This window comes from Yoonia sp., assembly GCF_036770585.1.
Taxonomy (GTDB): Bacteria; Pseudomonadota; Alphaproteobacteria; order Rhodobacterales; family Rhodobacteraceae; genus Yoonia.
Genome location: NZ_DAIPIW010000005.1, coordinates 7,180 through 28,025 on the forward strand (window position 1 = coordinate 7,180; position 20,846 = coordinate 28,025).

Consider the following 20,846-nt stretch of genomic DNA (forward strand, 5'->3'; position numbering starts at 1 on the left):
CTGACCGCCAGCCCCTGCGGCAGGTCCTGCACGATCCCCGTCTCGGAATTGGCCAGTTGCAGCACCGACCGCGCGGGGTCCGCCACCTGCACCGTGCCCGCGACAACCGGCAAGACCGGATCAACCCAGGCATGGACCGCATCATGTTCGATCGGACCCGCCTGCAACCCGCGCCCCGCCAGCGCGAGGGCCGCCGCCTCGGTCGCGCCCGAGGTAAAGACCACATCGGCATTCGACGCGCCCACGGCCGCCGCCACCTGCGCGCGCGCTGTCTCGATCAGCGCCTTGGCCGCCCGCCCCTCGGCATGCACGGACGAGGGGTTGCCCAACAGATCCATCGCCGCAAGCATCGCCGCCCGCGCCTGTGGGCGCAGGGGGGTGGTCGCGTTATGATCCAGATAGGTGCGCATCATCCTGCCATTTGGTCCCCGGGGCAGCACCCCTATTCATCGATCACTTCGAAAAGCGCAGGCACCGCCGGACAGGGCGCCAGTTCATTGCCCACCACATCGGACAGGCGCGCCTGATGCAGAAATACATAGACATGGGCGCTCAGCCCTTCCCAAAGGCGGTTGGTCATCGACTGCGCGCGGCTTCCCGACGCCGCACCCGAGGCCCCCGCCCCCTTGTGCATGGCCGAGACGGTTTCATCCACCGCACCCAGAATTTCGGACACACGGATCGCCGAGGCGGGCCGCGCCAGCCGGTAACCACCCCCCGGACCGCGCACCGAAACCACCAGCCCCGCCCGGCGCAGCTTGACGAAAAGCTGCTCCAGATAGGGCAGCGAGATATCCTGACGCCTGGAAATCTCGGTCAGGTTCACAGGGCCCTCGGCGTCCTGCAACGCCAGATCAGCCAGCGCCACCATCGCATAGCGGCCTTTGGTGCTCAGTTTCATCGCCCATCCCGATCATTCCGCCGCCGAACGGCATTGACGCCGCAGACCTGCGACTTTACTTGAAAGGCCTGCGACATTTGGGCAATCGCCCAGATTAGAATCTTTCTAAGGTGCCTGAGCGTTTTCGTCAAGAATTTCGCCACACGACCATAAACGGACAAACAATGCCCGAAGTCATTTTCCCCGGACCGGAAGGCCGCCTCGAAGGCCGCTATCATCCGCAAAAGGACCGCGACGCCCCGATCGCGATCGTGCTGCACCCGCATCCGCAATTCGGCGGCACGATGAACAACCGTGTCGTCTACAACCTGCATTATGCTTTCTACAACATGGGTTTCACCGTTCTGCGGTTCAACTTCCGTGGCGTGGGGCGCAGCCAGGGCGAATACGATCAGGGCGTGGGCGAACTTTCGGATGCCGCCTCGGCTCTGGATTATCTGCAATCGATGAACTCCAACTCCAAGCATTGCTGGGTGGCCGGGTTCAGCTTCGGCGCTTGGATCGGCATGCAGCTTCTGATGCGCCGCCCCGAGATCACCGGCTTCATCTCGGTCAGCCCGCCCGCGAACATGTATGACTTCAGTTTCCTCGCCCCCTGCCCCTCGTCGGGACTGATCATCAACGGCAGCAACGACCGCGTCGCGCCGCCACAGGATACCGTCAGCCTCGTCAACAAACTGCACGAGCAGAAGGGCATCACCATCACGCATGAGGTGATGAACGGGGCCGGGCACTTCTTCGAGGACCCGCATATGGACCCGATGATCGACCACGTCCGCGCCTACGTCCGCCGCCGCCTGACCGAAAGCACGAGGTAGCCATGGCCGACAGCTATGTCGAACGGGTTGCAGGCGAGATCGCCGATCTCGCCATCGCCGATGAGATCGCATCGGGCGACATCACCATCGTCGACAAGATCGCCAAGGTGCTGGGATCCTCCTCGCAGACCCTGGAAGAGGCGTTCCTGACCGCCGTCCGTGTCCGCAAGGCCGAAGCCCGCGCGCGCGCCATGCTCGAAAAGCGCGCGCAGACGGGCTACGCGGACGTCACCGTGGAAACCCCCTCGGCAGAGGACGCGCCGGCCGAAGACGTGGCCATCGAACTTCCGGCAATCACGACACCGCAGAAATCCGACACCGCCACTGAACCGCAGGACGTGGCACCCGAACCGGCCAAAAGCCCCGATGATGACGGCAAGGCCGCCACCGACGAGGCGCTCGACAAGCTCAAACGCGCCGGCATCGGGATGCCCCGCCGCGTCCAGCGGTAACGACAGCGCAACGCGGCCTGCTGCAAGGCCCGCGGCGCTCTTGCTCCATTATTGGCCCGAAAATATCCTGGGGGAGGCCCGGATCCCATCCGGGACGGGGGCAAAGCCCCCATTGCAGCGATTGCCCCTATACAAACCCCGCGCACAAGCGTAGTGCCCCCCACGAACGACCGAAAGCCACATTCCCCGATGATCACCACCCTTGCCAACGCCCTTGCAAAACAGGGCTACGACACCCTCACCCCCGTCCAAGAGGCGGTGACAGCGGCAGGGCTGGAGACCCGTGATCTGCTGGTCTCGGCGCAGACCGGCTCGGGCAAGACCGTCGGTTTCGGTCTGGCCATCGGGCCGACGATCCTGACCGCGGATGGGCTGTTCGCGCCGACGACAGCACCCGTGGCCCTGGTGATCGCGCCCACGCGCGAACTGGCGATGCAGGTCAAACGCGAGCTTGCATGGCTCTATGCAGATGCAGGCGCGCAGCTGGCCTCTTGTGTCGGCGGCATGGATTTCCGCGACGAACGGCGCGCGCTGGAACGCGGGGCGCATATCGTGGTGGCCACCCCCGGCCGCCTGCGTGACCACATCATGCGTAATACCATCGACCTGTCGCAGATCCGCGCGGTCATCTTGGATGAAGCGGACGAGATGCTCGACCTCGGCTTTCGCGAGGATCTCGAATTCATCCTCGAAAGCGCCCCGGACGACCGCCGCACCCTGCTGTTTTCGGCGACGGTGCCGCCTGCGATCGCCAAGCTGGCCGAAAGCTACCAGACCGATGCGCTGCGGGTGACGACGACCGCGAAGGAAAGCCAGCACAAGGATATCGCCTATCTGGCCATGCAGGTGGCCAACCATGACGTCGATGCCGCGATCATCAACACGCTACGGTTTCACGATGCGCCGAACGCCATCGTCTTCGCCAATACCCGCGCGATGGTCACGCGGCTGACGACGCGCCTGTCGAACCGGGGCTTCTCGGTTGTGGCGCTGTCGGGTGAACTGACGCAATCGGAACGCTCGAACGCATTGCAGGCGATGCGCGACGGGCGCGCGCGGGTCTGTGTGGCCACGGATGTCGCCGCGCGCGGGATCGACCTGCCGAACCTCGAACTGGTCATCCATGCCGAACTGCCGACCAACCCCGAGACGCTGGTGCACCGGTCGGGGCGCACGGGCCGCGCGGGGCGCAAGGGCATTTCGGCGATGATCGTGCCGCCCAAGATGCGCAAACGCGCCGAGAACCTGCTGAAATGGGGCAAGCTTTCGGCGGAATGGACGACGCCGCCCTCCGCCGAAGAGATCACCGCCCGTGATGAAGAGCGCCTGCTGACCGATCCGGTCTGGTCGGAAGACTTCACCGAGGCCGAAACCGCCTTCGCCGCCAAACTGCTCGCCCAGCACGCCCCCGACAAGATCGCCGCCGCCTATCTGCGCCTCTATGCAGGCAAGGTCTCGGCCCCCGAGGACCTGTCGGACGATATCGCCACACCCCCGCCTAGCGATCGCAAACGCGAGGCCCAGCCCTTCGGCCCGTCCCGCTGGTTCCGCATCGACATCGGCCGCGAAGGCAAGGCCGAGGCGCGCTGGCTTTTGCCCATGCTCTGCAAGGCGGGCGACATCACCAAGCGCGAGATCGGCGCGATCCGGATTCAGGACACCGAAACCTTCGTCGAAATCGCAGAACCTGCGGTCGCGGGTTTCCTGCGCGCGATCGGCCCTGACATGTCGCTCGAAAATCAGGCGACACTGACCGCGCTGGACGGTGCGCCGCAACTGGGGGCGCGCGGTCCACGCAAGACCAAGCGCGACTATGACGACCGGCCCGCTGCCCCCGGCAAACCGGAGCGGCCAGAGCGCCCCGCGCGTGCCGAGCCTTCAAGCGGTGCCGAAAAGGCCCGCAAGCCGCGTCAAAAACCTGCACAAGCAGAGGGCACCGGACGTCCCGCCGATCAATCCAAGGCAGAAGGTGTCAAACCCTACCGCAAGCCCGAAGGCGGCAAGCCGCCCTACAAAGGCAAAGCTGGCGACGCGAAGCCGCCCTATAAGGGCAAAGCTGGCGATGCGAAGCCACCCTACAAGGGCAAGTCCGGCGATGCCAAACCGCCTTACAAGGGCAAGGCGGACGGCAAGAAACCGCCTTTCAAGGGCAAATCCGCAGGCAAACCTGACGGCAAGCCCCGCCACGACAGCCGCCCTGCAGCCGACAGCCGGCCCAAGACAGATGCCAAGGATACCTCCAAGCGCTTTACCCCGCCGGGTGGAAAAGCCAAGCCCCGCAAGGGCTTGGCCAAAGGGGCGCATGCGCCGCCAAGGCGCGGCAAGCCCTGACCGGACAACCACCGGTTACATTTTTGTCACGCGTCGGCTGTGTTGAAGAAAATAGCATCTCGCCAGAAACACATGACCCGACGTAACCTGTCTTCACGAGCACGCAAAAGGACCAGCAAAATGGCCAATGCACCACAGACCCAACAACCACAGCAACCCGGCGCGCATACGCCTGCCCCTGCCCAGACAACGCAGACGCAGGATATCCCCGCCCAGCCGACATCGTCCGTCATCTTCCGCGACTACGCAAGCATCTGACGGCGCACCACCTTCTGGGCCAGTGAGGCCCGATAGACCGCAGGGTCCTCCTCCCAGACCCTCGGTTTGCCCTCACTGGCCTCTTTTTTTGGCCTTGGATAATCTTGGCCCATGGCAGCAGTCAGCACGATCAGAAACATCGGTCCGGCGTTCGAGAAATCCCTCAACGCCGCAGGCATCATGAGCGCAGAAGAGTTGCGCGAGATCGGCGCCGACGCCGCCTATGCCAGGCTTCTGGAAAACGGCGAGCGGCCGCATTTCATCGGCTATTATGTGCTGCACATGGCCTTGCAGGGTCGCCCGTGGAACGACTGCAAGGGCGAGGAAAAGAAAGCCCTGCGCGCGCGGTTCGATGCGCTGAAGGCGGGCAGTTTCGATCAGGGCCGGTCAGAGCTGGAACGGATCCTCGACCAGATCGGTGTGATCGCCGCACCAAAAGAAAAACCGCCCGCATCGGGGTGATGCGGGCGGTTTATGTCGTGACCCGTAGGTCGGGGTTCACCCCGACTTAGCCCACCAGTTCCAGACCCGAGAAGAAGAAGGCGATCTCTTCGGCTGCGGTCTCGGGTGCATCGGACCCGTGGACCGAGTTTTCACCGATCGACAGGGCGAATTCCTTGCGGATCGTGCCGGGGGCGGCATCGGCGGGGTTGGTCGCGCCCATGACTTCGCGGTTCTTGGTGATGGCGTCTTCGCCTTCCAGAACCTGCACGACGATCGGTTCCGAGATCATGAATTCGCAAAGCTCGTCGAAGAAGGGGCGGTCCTTGTGGACGCCGTAGAAGGTCTGCGCCTGTGCCAGCGTCAACTGGATGCGCTTGGAGGCGACGACGCGCAGGCCGGCCTCTTCGAATTTGGCGATGATCTGGCCGGTCAGGTTGCGCTTGGTCGCGTCCGGCTTGATGATCGAGAATGTGCGTTGGATAGCCATGTGAGCCTCATGTTTGCGGTCGGGCGACGTGCCCTTTCATGTGATGGCTGCGCCCTACCACGGGCGATTTGCCATGAAAACCCAAATTGCGCGGCGGATATCAGTTGGATAGCTTGCGCATATGGTCGCGCTTCTTTTTCATCCGGTCTTCGGCAGGCTCTTTGCCGCGCAGGTGCTGGCCCTTGTCGGGACGGGGCTCTTGACGGTGGCGCTTGGGCTGCTGGCCTTCGATCTGGCCGGCGCCGCTGCCGGGGCCGTGCTTGCCACGGCCTATACCGTCAAGATGGTGGCCTATGTCGGCCTGTCGCCCGTCGCCGGTGCGCTTGTGGCGCGGGTGCCGCGCAAGCTGGTGCTGATCACCGCCGACCTGATCCGTGCCTGCGTCGCCCTTGCCCTGCCCTTCATCACCGAGGTCTGGCAGATCTATCTGGCGATCTTCCTGCTGCAAACCGCCAGTGCGGTCTTCACGCCCACGTTTCAGGCGACGATCCCGGATATCCTCGGCGATGAAGACGACTACGCCAAGGCCCTGTCCCTGTCGCGTCTTGCCTATGATCTGGAAAACCTGCTCAGCCCCGCAATCGCGGGCCTTCTGCTTTTGGTGATCAGCTATCACTGGCTTTTCGGGGGGACCGTTCTTGGCTTTCTGCTGTCGGCGCTGATCATCGCGCGGACCGCCCTGCCCGCGCGCAGCACGCCCAAGGACCGCCCCTTCCGCGCGCGGCTGACACGGGGCATCCGTATCTATATCGCGACGCCGCGCTTGCGCGGCCTGTGGTTCCTGACGCTGACCGCCGCCGCAGGCAGCGCCTTCGTGATCGTGAATACCGTCGTGGTCGTGCGCGAGGGCTTTGGCCTTGCCGACAGGGATGTGGCCCTTGCGCTGGCCTGCTTTGGAGCAGGCTCGATGGCCGCCGCGCTGACACTGCCTGCGCTTTTGCGGTCGCTCTCTGACCGTCCGGTGATGATCGGCGGCGCGGCCCTGATGACGGCGCTGATGCTGCTCTTGGCAGTTCTGGCCCCGTCATGGCCGCTGTTCCTGATCGTCTGGGCGCTGATGGGTCTGGGCTATGCGGCCATCATCACCCCCAGCGGCCGCCTCTTGCGACGCTCTGCCCACCGCGAGGACCGTCAGGCGGCCTTCACCGCGCAATTCACCCTCAGCCATGTCTGCTGGCTGATCACCTATCCCTTGGCGGGGTCGACGATGACGGCTTGGGGCATGGCCGCATCCATGGGCATCCTCGCGGCGGTCGGCCTCTTTGGCATCGGTATGACGCTTTGGGTCTGGCCCGAGGGCGATCCGGTCGTGGTGACACACTCTCACCCCGATCTGCCGGACAACCACCCGCATCTTGCCGGCAAAGGGCACACGCACACGCACGCCCTGATCATCGACGATGAACACCACGTCTGGCCGACACATGGCTAATGGCGCGCGCGCGTCTGGCTGGCACCACCTCGAGCAAGCCCGCCGCGACCACCAGTGCCCCGCCAATGATCTGCGGCGCGGTCAGGTGATCACTGATCAGGATCGCGGCTGACAGGGCGGCGACCGGCACCTCGACCATAAGCAGGATACTGGTGCGCGCCGGATCAAGCTTTGGTGTCGCCCACATGATCCCGATCAGCAGACAGGCCCACCAGAAAGCCCCCGTGACGACAACCCCGCCCACCAGTCCGGCCAGACCGGCCGGTCCCGCAAGGCCCGGCCAGCCGCTGAGAAAAGGTGCAAGCACCAGCCCCCCGCCAAAGGCACCGCCCACGAAAACGAAGGCCCCCGCCACGGGCGGCATCGTCGGGCGAACGCGGATGCCGATACTCGCCACCGCCCAAAAGAGACCTGCCAGAAGCCCCAGCCACTCGCCCAAGGCGCGCGGAACCGGCAAGGCCCCGTCGCCGCCCAGCATCATCGCCAGCCCCGCAAGCCCGCAGACCAGAACAAGCAGGCGGATGCGGGTGATCGGCCAGCCCATCCACCAGCGGCCCAGCAGCGTGGCCCAGACGGGCGCCAGAAAGAACAGGATCACCACGATGGCGACCTGTCCGTAGATATAGCTGACCGAATAGAGAAAGAACGAAAAGCCGCCCAAGGCGGTGGCGGCCAGCGCCAGTTTGTCCGCCCGCCGCAAGGCCGCCCGCGCGCGCCATGCGAAGGGCAACAAAACCAGCGTCCCGGCCAGCCCCGCCGCAACACTTCCCCATGCGCCGCTCAGCCCCAGGCCCGCGATCCCGCGCACGGGCAGCCAGTAAAGGCCCCAGAAGGCCCCCGCAAGAAAAACGACCAGGGATGCAAGCAATGACAGGCGCGATGATTCCATGACAGACCAGTAGCGAGGGGCGATGCCGAAGGCCATCCCTGCCCCATTGACCGCGCTGCGGTGATCCATCATAGCGCGGGACATGCTCAAGATTTCCGACATCACCTATTCCGTCGAAGGCCGCACACTGGTCGAAAACGCCACCGTCACGATCCCCACCGGCCACAAGGTCGGGCTTGTGGGGCGCAACGGGTCCGGCAAGACGACACTTTTCAAGATCATCCGCGGCGAGATGGTGCTGGATACCGGCAGCGTCAGCATCCCCAAGGGCTGGAAGATCGGCGGCGTCAGCCAAGAGGTGCCGGGCAATGACGTGAGCCTGATCGATACCGTGCTGGCGGCCGACAAGGAGCGGGCAGCGCTGCTGGCCGAGGCCGAAACCGCCACCGATCCCACCCGCATCGCCGAGGTGCAGACGCGGCTTGCCGATATCGACGCATGGTCGGCCGAGGCGCGCGCCGCCACCATCCTGCGCGGGCTGGGGTTTACGCCGGACGAACAACGCATGCCCTGCGCGGCCTTCTCGGGCGGCTGGCGGATGCGCGTGGCGCTGGCGGCGGTTCTCTTCAGCGAACCTGATCTGTTGCTGCTGGACGAACCCACCAACTACCTCGATCTGGAAGGCGCGCTCTGGCTTGAAGCCTATCTGGTCCGATACCCCCACACGGTCCTGATCGTCAGCCACGACCGCGAACTGCTGAACCGGTCGGTGGGTGGTATCCTGCATCTCGAAAACAAGGGGCTGATCTACTATACCGGCCCCTACGACACCTTCGCCAGACAACGCGCCGCAAACCGCGCCGTGCAGGCCGCCGCCGCCAAGAAGCAACAGGCGCAGCGCGAACACCTGCAGGCCTTCGTCGACCGCTTCAAGGCCAAGGCCTCGAAGGCGAAACAGGCGCAATCCCGCGTCAAGATGCTGGAAAAGATGGAAACCATCCGCGCCCCCGAAGATGCCGCGCGCACCGTCTTCACCTTCCCCGAACCCGAGGAACTCTCGCCCCCCATCATCGCCACCGAAGCGGCCGCCGTCGGCTATGGCAACCACATCGTGTTGCACGATCTGAACCTGCGCATCGATCAGGACGACCGGATCGCGCTGCTGGGCCGCAACGGCGAGGGCAAATCGACCCTGTCCAAGATGCTCTCGGACCGCCTGCCGGTCGCGCGCGGCAAGATGGTGCGGTCCAACAAGCTGCGCATCGGCTTTTTCGCCCAGCATCAGGTCGAGGAACTGCGGGTCGAGGAAACACCCCTGCAGCATCTCTTGCGCGAACGCCCCGAGGAAGGACAGGCCAGACTGCGCGCCCGTCTGGCGGGCTTCGGCCTGGGTGCCGATCAGGCCGAAACCGAGGTCGGCAGGCTCTCGGGCGGGCAAAAGGCGCGGCTGTCGCTACTGCTTGCCACGCTGCCCGCGCCGCATCTGCTGATCCTCGACGAGCCGACAAACCACCTCGACATCGAAAGCCGCGAAGCGCTGGTCGAGGCGCTGACCGCCTATTCGGGTGCCGTCATCCTTGTCAGCCACGACATGCACCTTCTGTCGATGGTCGCGGACAGGCTTTGGCTGGTGAAAGACGGGCATGTGAAGCCTTATGAGGACGACCTCGAAGCCTACCGCAAGATGCTGCTGTCGGTCGACAAGCCCGCCGAAAAGGAAAAACCTGCCGCCCCCAAGGCGCCGAAACCCAGCCGTGACGAGATCCTCAGCCTGCGGGCAGAGGTGCGCAAATGCGAAGAGCGCGTCAATAAAATCAACGCGATGCGCGACAAACTTGCCAAGAAGCTCTCTGATCCTGCGCTCTATGAAGACGGCAAGGCGGGCGAGCTGGCCACATGGAACAAGAAATACGCCGAAGTGATGGAAGGGCTCGAAAGGGCCGAGGCACTCTGGATGGCGGCCTTGGAAAAGCTGGAAAAGGCCGAAAAGGCATGACGGGCCCCTTGCTTCTTTTGGCCAAAAATATCCCCCCCGGAGGGCATCAAATTTCGAGAAATTTGATCGTCACATCACAAGGGCACGCAAAATGACCGAACTTCCCGTGCTGATCACAGCCTTTACCACGCTCTTCATCATCATCGACCCGCCGGGACTGGCGCCGGTCTTCATCGCGCTGACCCAAGGGATGGACGCGGGCCAACGCCGGGCCATCGCCATTCGTGCCTTCCTTGTGGCCTTGGCGCTGATGATGCTCTTTCTCTTTACCGGCGAGGCGGTCCTGAACTTCATCGGCATCTCGATGGACGCTTTCCGCATCGCGGGCGGCATCCTCTTGTTCCTGACGGCGCTCGACATGCTGTTCCAGAAACGACAGGCCCGCCGCGAGGAAAACGCAGCAGAAGGTCAGGCCGAACATCAGGAGGATCCGTCGGTCTTCCCGCTCGCCCTGCCGCTGATCGTGGGACCGGGGGCGATCACGACCGTGATCCTGCTGGCCGGTCAGTCGCAAACGGCGGCCAGCCATGTCGCCATTGCCGCGGTGGTCCTTTCGGTGCTGCTGATCGTCCTTCTGGCCTTCCTTGCCGCCCCCGCCATCGAACGCGCGCTGGGCAAGACCGGCCTCAATATCGTGACCCGTGTTCTGGGGATGCTGCTGGCCGCATTGGCGGTGCAATTCGTTCTTGATGGCCTGCGGGGCTTTGGTATCGGCGGATAGGCCCTATATCCAGACCATGAGCACCGATCAGATCCTGCAACTGACCTATCTTGTCCTTCTGGCCGCCGCCATCGGCGGGTCGGCCATCGTCGCGGGCCGCAAGGAGTGGGGCAAGATGGCCCAGCAAGCGGCGATCTGGGCCCTGATCTTTGTCGGCGTCATTGCCGCCTACGGCCTGTGGGAAGATATCCGCAGCGATGTCGCCCCGCAGCAATCGCTGGTCGATGCCGGCACCATCGCCGTGCCGCGCAGCCCTGACGGGCATTTTCACCTGACGCTCGATATCGCCGGAACGCCTGTCAATTTCGTGGTCGATACCGGCGCCACGCAAGTCGTGCTGTCGCAACGCGACGCGGTGCGCATCGGCCTTGACCCCGACAGCTTGCGCTTTTCCGGCTTCGCCCGCACCGCCAACGGCGAGGTGCGCACGGCCCCCGTGACCCTGGAAACCGTCAGCCTCGAAGGCATCGTCGACCGCGATGTCAGCGCCGTGGTGAACGGCGGCGCGATGGAGGGCTCGCTTCTGGGGATGAGCTATCTGTCCCGCTTTGACCGGATCGAGATGTCCGGCAATCAACTGGTGCTGCAACGATGATCCGCGTTCTTGTGCTGATCGGGCTTCTGGCCGCCTGTGCGCCGCAGCCGCAGGCCCTGCCGGACGATTTCGATTCAAGCTTCGCTTTCTGAGGGCGTCTCGGCCTTCTTGACCCAACGCCCGCCATCCTGCGCCCAGTATTGCGCGGGGCATCCGGCAGCGGTCAGGTTCTTCCACTGGTCGCGCGCCTGCTGCACCGCATCGCCGTCCTGCCCGTCGAAGATGATGCAGACCCGCGCGCAGGCCGCGACCTCGTCGGCGGTCACGGCGGCACCGGTCACGCTCATCACGCAGGCAAAACCGTCAGCCGGCGCATCCCCCAGCAGGATCGGCTGCGCGGCATCATGCGGCCCGCCCGCCTGCCCGTGCGGCAGGAAACCGTCCTCGGGTCGCTCCCAGAGCACCGCATCGAGCCGGTCCATCACCGCCCGGTCAGTGCCGCGCACCAGCACGCGCCAGCCTGCCTCGCGCGCCTTGCCCAGAAGGACGGGCAGGGTCACCTCGAGCGGCGTTTCCGTCAGGTGGTAGAAATAGACCGCGCCCATGTCTGCCTGTCAGCCCTCGTAATTGTCGGCGATCAGCCGGTTCAGCGCCAGAACGCCCCATCCCGTCGCACCCGCCGGGGCCAGGGCCGTCTCTTTCTTCACCGCCGCCGTGCCCGCGATATCAAGGTGAATCCACGGCACGTCTTCCTTCACGAACCGTTGCAGGAACTGCGCCGCCGTGATCGCTCCCGCCGTTCGGCCGCCCACGTTTTTCATATCGGCAATCCGCGATTTCAGCAGCGCGTCATAGGCCGGTGCCAGCGGCAGACGCCAGGCCCCCTCGCCCTCGGCGGCAGCGGCCTTGAGGAACCTGTCGCAAAGCGCATCGGAATTGGAAAACACGCCCGCGTTCTCATGCCCCAGCGCGGTGATGACCGCCCCCGTCAGGGTCGCAAGGTTGATCATGCCCACCGGCTTGAACCGCTCCTGCGCGTACCAAAGCACATCGGCCAGCACCAGACGCCCCTCGGCGTCGGTATTGATGATCTCGACCGTGTCGCCCTTCATCGACCTGACCACATCGCCCGGCCGCGTCGCCCCGCCCGAGGGCATGTTTTCCACCAGCCCCACCAGCCCGACGACATTCGCCTTGGCCTTGCGCAGCGCCAGCGTCCGCATCACCCCCGCCACGACACCGGCCCCGCCCATGTCCATCGTCATCTCTTCCATGCCGCCCGCAGGCTTGAGGCTGATCCCGCCGGTATCGAAAACCACACCCTTGCCGACCAGCGCAAAGGGGGCCGCGTCGCCGCCGCCCTTCCATGACATCACGACGACCTTGGACGGGCTGTCGGACCCCTGCCCGACGCTCAGCAATGTGCGCATCCCAAGTCGCTTGAGGTCATCTTCCTCGAGGATTTCCACATCGAGACCCAATTCCTGCATCGCCGCCAGCCGCGCGGCGAAATCATCGGTGGTCAGGATATTGGCCGGTTCATTGACCAGATCGCGGGTGAAGAACACACCTTCCGCGATGGCGGCGAGCGGACCGGCCGCCTTGGCGACCGCCTCGGGGCGTGCGACCATGAAGGTGACCTTGCCCTTGGGCTTGGGATCGGCGGTCTTGTGGTCGTCAAAGCTGTAGCCGCGCAGGGCCAGACCCAAGGCGATTTCCTCGGCGCGCTGGATATTGCCTGCCAGAACCACAAAATCGGCATTGCCTTGCGCCTTGGCGATCTGCGCACCGGCCTTGCGCGCGGCGCTGACCGATGGACGGCGGCCCAGCTTGACCACGCAGACCGCCTCGGCCGACAGACCAGAGGGATACCCCAGCGAGACCAGATCACCCTCGGCCATCTTCTCGAAGGCCGGGCTGGCCACGCACCGCGCGACCGCCTTGCGGCTTAGCGCGTTGATCCGCCGCGCGCCCTGATCCAGCTTGCCGTCTGCGCCCACAAAGACGACGATCCCGCCCGCCGCATCGGCAAGCGTATCGAGCGAGATGTCCTTGAACTGGATTTCGGCGGGTGTCGGCATTGCGGGCTCCTCGGCATTTTCCGGCTGATCTTCGGCCTACCTTATCAACTGCCGATGGGATGAACAGATAGCGGTTCAATCCGCCGCAGGCATGGGCTAGTTTGCCGCCAACGCGCGTAAGGGAAAGGCGGCAGGATTGGCCCGATTTGACAGATACATGCTGTCGCAACTGATGGTGCTTTTCGGCTTCTTCAGTCTGGTGCTGATCCTGATCTACTGGATCAACCGCGCGGTGATCCTATTCGACCGGCTGATCGCCGACGGCCAGTCGGCGGCGGTGTTTCTGGAATTCACGGCCCTTTCGCTGCCCGGCGTGATCCGGCTGGCCCTGCCCATCGCGGCCTTTGCCGCTGCCGTCTACGTCACCAACCGCATGTCCACCGAAAGCGAGCTGACCGTGGTGCAGGCGACCGGCTATTCGCCATGGCGACTGGCGCGGCCGGTGCTTTACTTCGGGCTGATCGTGGCGGTGATGATGTCGCTTCTGATGCACGTCCTTGTGCCGCTCAGTGCCGCGCGACTGTCCGAAAGACAATCCGAGATCGCCGCCAACCTGTCCACGCGGCTGCTGACCGAAGGCCAGTTCATCGAGCCCATCGACGGCGTCACCTTCTACATCCGCGAAATCACCCCGCAGGGCGAGCTGCTGGACATCTTCCTGTCCGATGACCGCGCCGCGCGCGAGGAAATCATCTATACCGCCTCCCGCGCCTTTCTGCTGCGCGAGGGCGAGACGACGCAACTGGTGATGATCAACGGCATGGTGCAGACCCTGCGCAAAGAGGACAGACGGCTCTTTACCACGCGGTTCGACGATTTCGCCTACAACATCGGCAGCCTGATCGAGGCACCGACAGCAGGCGGGCGCAGGGACAGCCATCTGAGCACATGGGAGCTGATCAACCCGACACCTGACATCATCGCCGAAACCCGCAAGACCGAAGCGGAATTGCTCAGCCGTGGGCACGACCGGATCAATCAGTCACTCTTGGGGATCATGGCGGCCCTGCTGGGCTATGCCGCGCTGATGGTGGGCGGCTACAGCCGCTTTGGCGTCTGGAAACAGATCGTCGGGGCGATCTTCCTGATCATTCTCGTCAAGGCGTTCGAGTCGGTCGGGCTGACCGCCTCGCGGGGGGACGCGCGGCTGTGGTTCGCTGCCTACCTTCCCACCATCGCAGGGGCCCTGATCGTGACCGGACTTCTGGTCTGGGCCGCGCATCCCGACTTGTTGCGCCGTCGCAGGGATGCGGGGCCTGCGACATGATCCTGCACCGCTATTTCGCCCGGCGCTTTTTGCGGACCTTTCTGGGGATCACGGGGATCTTCTTCATGATGATCCTCTTTATCGACCTTGTGGACCAGTTGCGGCGCTTTGGCGGAAGTGAGGCGGCCTTCGGTGACCTTCTTGTGCTGACCCTCTTCAATCTGCCCGCGGCGGTCTACCAGATCATGCCGCTGATCGTCATTCTGGCCAGTATCGCGCTGTTTCTGGGGCTTGCGCGGTCCTCTGAAATGGTGGTGACCCGTGCGGCGGGGCGTTCGGCCTTGCGCGCACTGACCGGGCCCTTGGCGGTTTCCCTGATCATCGGCCTTGTCAGCGTGGCGGTGTTCAACCCGATCGTCGCGGGCACGACCAAGCAGTCCGAGGCGCGCGTCGATGCGCTGCGCGGCAATGCCTCGGTCCTGTCGATCGGGTCCACCGGCCTCTGGCTCAGACAGGGGTCGGAGGTCAGCCAGACGGTCATTCGCGCGCAAAGCGCCAATCTCGACGGCACCGAACTGCGCGACGTGACCTTCCTGACCTACACCACCACAGGCGATCCCGTGCAGCGCATCGAGGCGGCGCGCGCGGTCCTGCGGCCCGGCAGTTGGGAGCTGACTCAAGCGAAGCTCTGGCCGCTGTCGGATGTGGCCATCCCCGAAGCGCAAGCAACCCTGCACGAGGTCTTCCAGATCCCCTCGACACTGACCGTGGACGAGATCCGCAACAGCTTTGGCGCGCCCTCATCCATCCCGATCTGGGAACTGCCCGCCTTCATCGAACGGCTGCAACGGGCGGGACTGTCCGCACAGCGCCATCTGGTCTGGTTTCACAGCGAACTGGCGCTGCCGGTGTTTCTGTTGTCCATGGTGATGATCGGGGCCAGCTTCACGCTGCGCCACCAAAGGGGCGGACGCACGGGGCTGATGGTGCTCTTCGCCATCGTGCTGGCCTTTGTGGTCTATTTCATCCGCAACTTCGCAATGGTGCTGGGCGAGAACGGCCAGCTGCCCGCCGTTCTTGCGGCATGGGCGCCACCGGTCGCCGCCATCGGCCTGTCGCTTGGCTTTCTTTTGCACAACGAGGACGGCTGATGCGGCTTTTCGCCTTCGTTCTGGCCTTGCTCTGGCCGCTTGGCCTTGGCGCGCAGCAGGCGGCGCAGCTGATCGCGGACCGCGTGATCCTGAACGGCGCAGGCCAGTTGATCGCGACAGGCAACGTCACGGCCTTTTATGACGGCGCGGAACTCTCGGCATCGGAGATCCTCTACGATCAGGCGAACGATACGCTGCAGATCACCGGCCCCATCGTCATCCGGCTTGCCGATGGCACGCTTCTGACGGCGTCGCGGGCCGACCTCGACCCGCAGTTGGAGAACGGCATCCTTCTGGGGGCCCGCATCGTGCTGGATCAGCAACTGCAACTGGTCGCCAACCAGATCGACCGGCAAGAGGGGCGCTATTCCCAGCTTTACAACACCGCAGCCACCGCCTGCCGCGTCTGCGGCGATGGCCCGCCGTTGTGGGAAATCCGCGCCGCGCGCGTGATCCACGACGATGTCGAACGCCAGCTCTACTTTCAGGACGCCAGCCTGCGCATTCGCGGCATCCCCGTTCTCTGGGTGCCACGGATGCGCCTGCCCGATCCGACGCTGGACCGCGCGACCGGCCTTCTGGTGCCGCAGCAGCGCAATACCAACCGTCTGGGGTTCGGGCTGAAACTGCCCTATTTCTTCACGCTGGGCGATAGCCGCGATCTGACCGTGACACCTTATGTCTCGCCGGAAACCCGCACGCTGGAACTGCGCTACCGGCAGGCTTTCCGCAACGGAACCTTTCAGGCCGAGGGCGCGATCAGCCAGGACACCCTTCTCGACGGCACCCGCGCTTATCTGTTCATGTCGGGGGATTTCGACCTGCGCGATGGCTACCAGCTTGACTTCGACGTCGAGAGCAGCAGCGACCCCGGCTATCTCAGCGCCTATGGCTATTCCGACAAGGACCGGCTTGACAGTGCCGTCTCGCTCTTGCGGGTCCGCGACGGGACGCTCTTCAAGACCCGGCTGACCTTCTACGAAACGCTGCGCAATGACGAAAGCCGCGACTCGCTGCCGCCGGTGGTGGCCGACCTCAGCTACAGCCGCAGCAGCGCCGGCCCCTTTGGCGGACGCCTGCACTACACCGCCAGTCTCGACGCCGCCTACCGCACCAGCAACACCGACGGCGACGAGGGCCGCGACGTCCTGCGCGGCGGCGGCGAGGGCCGATGGGCGCGCACGTGGATCCTGCCGCAAGGCGTGCTGGCCGAGGCTGATCTGACCGCCCGCGCCGACCTTTTCGCCGTGGCCGACGATAGCGCCTATCCGGCCACCGACCTGCGGTTCGCACCCGCGGCCGGCCTGACGCTGCGCTGGCCCCTGATCGCCACCAGCGCCTCGGGTGCCACGCAGGTGATCGAGCCGGTGATCCAGGTCGCCTGGGCCGAAAGCTATGGCGCCACCCCGCCCAACGAGGACAGCACCCGCACCGAGCTGGACCGCGCCAATCTTTTCGCCCTGTCGCGCTTTGCCGGTGAAGACGCGGTCCAGACCGGCCCGCAAGTGGCCGCCGGTCTGTCGTGGTCACGCTTCGGCGCCGAAGGGCTGGAAACCACGCTGGTGGTCGGACGTGTCATCCGGCAAGAGCCTGACCCCGACTTTACCCCATCCTCGGGCCTTGATGGCGATGCCTCCGACTGGCTGGTGGCGGGACAGATCAGCGGGCTTGGCGGCTTTCTCTTCGACGCCCGCAGTCTCTGGGACGCCGACGACGGGCTGAACGTGGCCGACAGCCGGATCAGCTGGCGCAACGACTGGATCACGCTCGGGGCGAATTACATCTGGCAAAGTCCCGACATGAGCGAGGGCCGGACCGGAACGATCTCGGAATGGACCGTCGAATCCGTCTTCGCCATCAACCAGACATGGACGCTGGACGTCGGCGGGCGCTATGACATCGCCGCCGACCGCCCCGTCAGCGCTGATCTGGGCGTGACTTGGCAGAACGAATGCGTGACGGTTGACGTTTCCGCCTCGCGCCGCTTTGCTTCCTCCGATACAGTCGATCCGACGACGACATTCGGGATCAGCGGCAGCATCGGCGGCTTTTCCACCGGACGCGCGGCGGGCGGTCTGACAACAGGATGCGGGAACTAAGAAGCATGACAAGTAGAACAAGGTGCTGCGCAAAAGCTTTGGCAGGCGTTCTGGGATTGGCCCTGATGGTGCTGGCCCCTGTGACCGCCGCGGCGCAGGGACAGACGGGTGTCGCTATCGTGGTCAATGACCGCGCGGTGACGAACTTTGAATTGAACCAGCGGATGCTCTTGCTGGAAGCCTTCAACACTCCCGGCGATCTGCGCGAAATCGCCCGCGAGGGGTTGATCGAGGACCGGCTCAAACAGCAGGAAATGTCCCGTTTCAACCTGCAAATCGCCCCCGGTGCCTTGCAGGCCGAACTTGATTCCTTCGCCGAACGCGCCAACCTGACCCTGCCCGAATTCGAGCGTGTCCTTGCCGCGCGCGGGATTGCCCCGGAAACCTTGCGCGATTTTGTCGAGATCGGCGCGCTCTGGCGCGATTTCGTGCGCGGGCGCTTCAACCGCGAAGTCACAGTGACCGAGGCGGACGTGGACCGCGCCATTGCACAGGCCGGCGCAGCCCCGACCCAGATCGAAGTCCTGCTGTCCGAAATCATTATCGTCGTCACCCCCCAGAATGAAGCGCGGGCGCGCGAAGTGGCCCAGCGGATTTCACGGATCCGCAGCTTCGACGAATTCTCGACCGCCGCCAGCCAGGCCTCGGCCCTGCCCTCGCGGGAAAACGGCGGCCGGATCGACTGGGTGCCTGCGTCGAACTATCCGCCACAGATCGCATCGCTGCTTCTGGACCTCGATATCGGCGAGGTGACCGAGCCGATCGAGATTCCCAACGGTATCGCCTTCTTCCAGAAGCGCGGCCAGCGCGAGGCGCGCCGCCCCGACACCACCCTCGCCAGCATCGACTATGCCGCCTATTACATACCCGGCGGGCGCACGCCCGAGGCCCTGGCCATCGCCGCTGACGTCGCGGCGGACACCGACACCTGCGATGACCTTTATGGCATCGCCCGCGACCAACCGCGCGAGGTGCTGGACCGTGTGGTGCTGCCACCCGACGAGATCGCCGCGGATATCGCGCTTGAACTCGCCCGGCTTGACCCGGGCGAGGTCTCGACCAACCTGACCACCAACAACGGACAAACGCTGGTGTTCCTGATGCTCTGCGCGCGCAACCAGACGGGCAGCGAGGCGGTGAACCGCACCGCCATCGCCAACCAGATCCGCAGCCAGCGGCTGGGCGCGCTCTCCGATGCGCTGATCGCCGACCTTCGGGCCGCCGCCGATATCCGGCCCTGATGCGCCCTGTCGCGGTCAGTTGCGGCGAACCGGCGGGGATCGGCCCTGAAATCGCGGCAGCGGCATGGCATGCACTGGGGGATGACCTGCCGTTGGTCTGGCTGGGTGACCCGCGCCACCTGCCCAAGGGCACGCCGGTTCACGAAACGGATGACCCCGCCGATCAGCGCCCTGGCAAGCTGACCGTGCTGGCGCGCGATTTCGGCCCGCCCGCAATCCCCGGCCAGCCCGATCCCGCCCATGCCCAGGGCGTGATCGACGCGATTGCCGATGCTGTCGCGCTGGTGCAGGACGGCAGGGCCCGCGCGCTCTGCACCGCACCGATCCACAAGGCCGCGCTGATCGAGGGGGCCGCTTTCGCCTACCCCGGCCATACCGAATATCTCGCCGCGCTGGCGGGCCGGCATCGGGTGGTGATGATGCTGGCCTGCGACGCGCTGCGGGTGGTGCCCGCGACGATCCACATCCCGCTGAAGGATGTGCCGCAACAGCTGACGGCCAGCCTGCTGACGGATACGATCCTGATCACCCATGCCGCACTCAAACGCGACTTCGGCATCGCCGCCCCGCGCATCGCTGTGGCGGGTCTGAACCCCCATGCGGGCGAGAACGGCAAGATGGGACAGGAAGAGCAGGACCTCATCACCCCCGTTCTCGATGCCCTGCGGTCCGAGGGGCTGGCGATCACTGGGCCGCTCTCTGCCGATACCATGTTTCACGCAGGCGCGCGGGCGGGCTATGACGCTGCGGTCTGCATGTATCACGATCAGGCGCTGATCCCGATCAAGACGCTGGATTTCGCGGGCGGGGTCAACATCACGCTGGGTCTGCCCTTCATCCGCACGTCACCCGATCACGGTACGGCCTTCGATATCGCGGGAAAGGGCATCGCCGATCCGGCCTCGATGATCGCCGCACTCCGCATGGCCGCCACCATGGCCGACGCCCGCGAGCCCCGGACATGAGCGGCATCGACAACCTGCCGCCCCTGCGCGCGGTGATCGCGACCCATGGGCTTGCCGCCAAAAAGTCTCTCGGCCAGAACTTCCTTCTGGACCTGAACCTGACCGCCAAGATCGCGCGGCTGGCGGGTGATCTCCGTCATGCGGATGTGCTGGAAATCGGCCCCGGCCCCGGCGGGCTGACGCGCGGTCTGCTGGCCGAAGGCGCCCGCAAGGTGCTGGCCATCGAGAAAGACCCCCGCTGCCTGCCCGCACTGGCCGAAATCGCCGCCCGCTACCCCGGACGGCTTCAGGTGATCGGCGGCGACGCGCTGACGGTGAACCCGCTGGCCCATCTGACCCCGCCGATCAAGATCGCGGCCAACCTGCCCTATAACGTCGGCACCGAACTTCTGGTGCGCTGGCTGACGCCGCCCGATTGGCCACCCTTCTGGGACAGCCTGACGCTGATGTTCCAGAAAGAGGTCGCCGACCGCATCACCGCCCGCCCCGGCAGCAAGGCCTACGGGCGGCTGGCGCTGCTGGCGCAATGGCGCAGCGATCCGCGCATCGTTCTGGAACTCCCGCCCGAGGCCTTCAGCCCACCGCCCAAGGTGCACTCTGCCGTGGTGCATCTGACGGCCCTGCCCGCCCCGCGCTTCCCCGCCGATCCCGCAACCCTCAACCGCGTCGTCGGCACCGCCTTCAACCAGCGGCGCAAGATGCTGCGGTCGGCGCTGAAATCCCTGCATCCGGCGATCGAGGACATCCTGACCAGCGCCGGCGTCAGCCCCACGGAACGCGCCGAGCAGGTCGGGCTCGAGGCCTTCTGCGCCCTCGCCCGCGCGCTTGACGCGGCCTAGGGCTTCTTTCTCCCGGGAAACTCCCGCCGGAGGCATCCAGGGCCCACCAACAAAAACCC

General features: G+C 65.2%; 22 protein-coding genes. 16 read left to right on the forward strand and 6 right to left on the reverse strand.

Going from position 1 to position 20,846, the window contains the following annotated elements; all coding sequences use genetic code 11:
* Positions 1–413: aminotransferase class V-fold PLP-dependent enzyme (locus tag V7N12_RS01825; RefSeq protein ID WP_333712236.1), on the reverse strand; the 413-nt coding region annotated here is incomplete at its 3' end.
* Positions 414–442: 29 nt separating this feature from the next.
* Complete coding sequence (locus V7N12_RS01830) at positions 443–901, reverse strand: Rrf2 family transcriptional regulator (protein WP_333712238.1); 459 nt, start codon at positions 899–901, stop codon at positions 443–445.
* 164 nt (positions 902–1,065) lie between these two features.
* Between V7N12_RS01830 and V7N12_RS01835 the strand changes: the two genes are divergently transcribed.
* The 5 genes from V7N12_RS01835 (at position 1,066) to V7N12_RS01855 (ending at position 5,222) form a co-directional block, all read left to right on the forward strand.
* Complete coding sequence (locus tag V7N12_RS01835) at positions 1,066–1,719, forward strand: alpha/beta hydrolase (RefSeq protein ID WP_333712240.1); 654 nt, start codon at positions 1,066–1,068, stop codon at positions 1,717–1,719.
* 2 nt (positions 1,720–1,721) lie between these two features.
* The gene (locus V7N12_RS01840; protein WP_333712242.1) at positions 1,722–2,171 is read left to right on the forward strand and encodes a hypothetical protein; all 450 of its coding nucleotides are present in this window, start codon (positions 1,722–1,724) and stop codon (positions 2,169–2,171) included.
* A 189-nt stretch (positions 2,172–2,360) separates the two neighbouring features.
* On the forward strand, positions 2,361–4,502 hold the full coding sequence (locus tag V7N12_RS01845) for a DEAD/DEAH box helicase (RefSeq protein ID WP_333712244.1): 2,142 nt from the start codon (positions 2,361–2,363) through the stop codon (positions 4,500–4,502).
* 120 nt (positions 4,503–4,622) lie between these two features.
* Entirely contained in the window at positions 4,623–4,760 is a 138-nt protein-coding gene (locus tag V7N12_RS01850; protein ID WP_333712246.1) for a hypothetical protein, read from the forward strand.
* A gap of 111 nt (positions 4,761–4,871) precedes the next feature.
* A complete protein-coding gene (locus V7N12_RS01855; protein ID WP_333712247.1) occupies positions 4,872–5,222 on the forward strand; it encodes a TfoX/Sxy family protein in 351 nt (116 codons plus the stop codon).
* A gap of 46 nt (positions 5,223–5,268) precedes the next feature.
* On the opposite strand, the gene ndk is transcribed toward V7N12_RS01855, so the two are convergent.
* The gene (ndk, locus tag V7N12_RS01860) at positions 5,269–5,691 is read right to left on the reverse strand and encodes a nucleoside-diphosphate kinase (RefSeq protein WP_333712248.1); all 423 of its coding nucleotides are present in this window, start codon (positions 5,689–5,691) and stop codon (positions 5,269–5,271) included.
* Positions 5,692–5,812: 121 nt separating this feature from the next.
* Here ndk and V7N12_RS01865 point away from each other — a divergent pair, with 121 nt between their 5' ends.
* Entirely contained in the window at positions 5,813–7,123 is a 1,311-nt protein-coding gene (locus V7N12_RS01865; protein WP_333712249.1) for an MFS transporter, read from the forward strand.
* On the opposite strand, the gene V7N12_RS01870 is transcribed toward V7N12_RS01865, so the two are convergent.
* On the reverse strand, positions 7,083–8,114 hold the full coding sequence (locus tag V7N12_RS01870) for a DMT family transporter (RefSeq protein WP_333712251.1): 1,032 nt from the start codon (positions 8,112–8,114) through the stop codon (positions 7,083–7,085). The genes V7N12_RS01865 and V7N12_RS01870 overlap by 41 nt on opposite strands.
* Here V7N12_RS01870 and V7N12_RS01875 point away from each other — a divergent pair.
* From V7N12_RS01875 to V7N12_RS01890, 4 genes are all read left to right on the forward strand, one after another.
* Complete coding sequence (locus tag V7N12_RS01875; protein WP_333712252.1) at positions 8,095–9,948, forward strand: ABC-F family ATP-binding cassette domain-containing protein; 1,854 nt, start codon at positions 8,095–8,097, stop codon at positions 9,946–9,948. The genes V7N12_RS01870 and V7N12_RS01875 overlap by 20 nt on opposite strands.
* A 91-nt stretch (positions 9,949–10,039) precedes the next feature.
* The gene (locus V7N12_RS01880; RefSeq protein WP_333712254.1) at positions 10,040–10,669 is read left to right on the forward strand and encodes a MarC family protein; all 630 of its coding nucleotides are present in this window, start codon (positions 10,040–10,042) and stop codon (positions 10,667–10,669) included.
* A 16-nt stretch (positions 10,670–10,685) separates the two neighbouring features.
* Positions 10,686–11,264, forward strand: coding sequence for a retropepsin-like aspartic protease family protein (locus V7N12_RS01885; protein WP_333712256.1), 579 nt, complete (start codon positions 10,686–10,688; stop codon positions 11,262–11,264).
* Positions 11,261–11,356 (forward strand): DNA polymerase III subunit chi, encoded by a 96-nt coding sequence (locus V7N12_RS01890; protein WP_333712258.1) that lies wholly within the window; start codon positions 11,261–11,263, stop codon positions 11,354–11,356. The genes V7N12_RS01885 and V7N12_RS01890 overlap by 4 nt, the downstream gene beginning before the upstream one ends.
* On the opposite strand, the gene V7N12_RS01895 is transcribed toward V7N12_RS01890, so the two are convergent.
* Together V7N12_RS01895 and V7N12_RS01900 are read right to left on the reverse strand one after the other, a co-directional pair.
* Positions 11,339–11,809, reverse strand: coding sequence for a DNA polymerase III subunit chi (locus tag V7N12_RS01895; RefSeq protein ID WP_333712259.1), 471 nt, complete (start codon positions 11,807–11,809; stop codon positions 11,339–11,341). The two genes, V7N12_RS01890 and V7N12_RS01895, sit on opposite strands and share 18 nt — an antisense overlap.
* Positions 11,810–11,818: 9 nt before the next feature.
* Complete coding sequence (locus V7N12_RS01900; protein ID WP_333712261.1) at positions 11,819–13,285, reverse strand: leucyl aminopeptidase; 1,467 nt, start codon at positions 13,283–13,285, stop codon at positions 11,819–11,821.
* A gap of 136 nt (positions 13,286–13,421) precedes the next feature.
* On the opposite strand from V7N12_RS01900, the gene lptF reads away from it, so the two are divergent.
* The 6 genes from lptF to rsmA are packed head-to-tail and all read left to right on the forward strand — an operon-like array spanning position 13,422 to position 20,787.
* A complete protein-coding gene (gene lptF / locus V7N12_RS01905) occupies positions 13,422–14,552 on the forward strand; it encodes an LPS export ABC transporter permease LptF (protein WP_333712262.1) in 1,131 nt (376 codons plus the stop codon).
* Complete coding sequence (gene lptG / locus V7N12_RS01910) at positions 14,549–15,643, forward strand: LPS export ABC transporter permease LptG (RefSeq protein WP_333712263.1); 1,095 nt, start codon at positions 14,549–14,551, stop codon at positions 15,641–15,643. The genes lptF and lptG overlap by 4 nt, the downstream gene beginning before the upstream one ends.
* Positions 15,643–17,742 carry an LPS-assembly protein LptD gene (locus V7N12_RS01915; protein WP_333712264.1) on the forward strand — a complete coding sequence of 700 codons (2,100 nt, stop codon included), beginning with the start codon at positions 15,643–15,645 and terminating at the stop codon, positions 17,740–17,742. The genes lptG and V7N12_RS01915 overlap by 1 nt, the downstream gene beginning before the upstream one ends.
* Positions 17,743–17,780: 38 nt before the next feature.
* A complete protein-coding gene (locus V7N12_RS01920) occupies positions 17,781–18,983 on the forward strand; it encodes a peptidylprolyl isomerase (protein WP_333712266.1) in 1,203 nt (400 codons plus the stop codon).
* Positions 18,983–19,948 carry a 4-hydroxythreonine-4-phosphate dehydrogenase PdxA gene (pdxA, locus tag V7N12_RS01925; RefSeq protein ID WP_333712268.1) on the forward strand — a complete coding sequence of 322 codons (966 nt, stop codon included), beginning with the start codon at positions 18,983–18,985 and terminating at the stop codon, positions 19,946–19,948. Before V7N12_RS01920 ends, pdxA begins: the two co-directional genes overlap by 1 nt.
* Positions 19,945–20,787, forward strand: coding sequence for a 16S rRNA (adenine(1518)-N(6)/adenine(1519)-N(6))-dimethyltransferase RsmA (rsmA, locus tag V7N12_RS01930; RefSeq protein WP_333712269.1), 843 nt, complete (start codon positions 19,945–19,947; stop codon positions 20,785–20,787). The genes pdxA and rsmA overlap by 4 nt, the downstream gene beginning before the upstream one ends.
* The last annotated feature ends 59 nt before the right edge of the window (positions 20,788–20,846 follow it).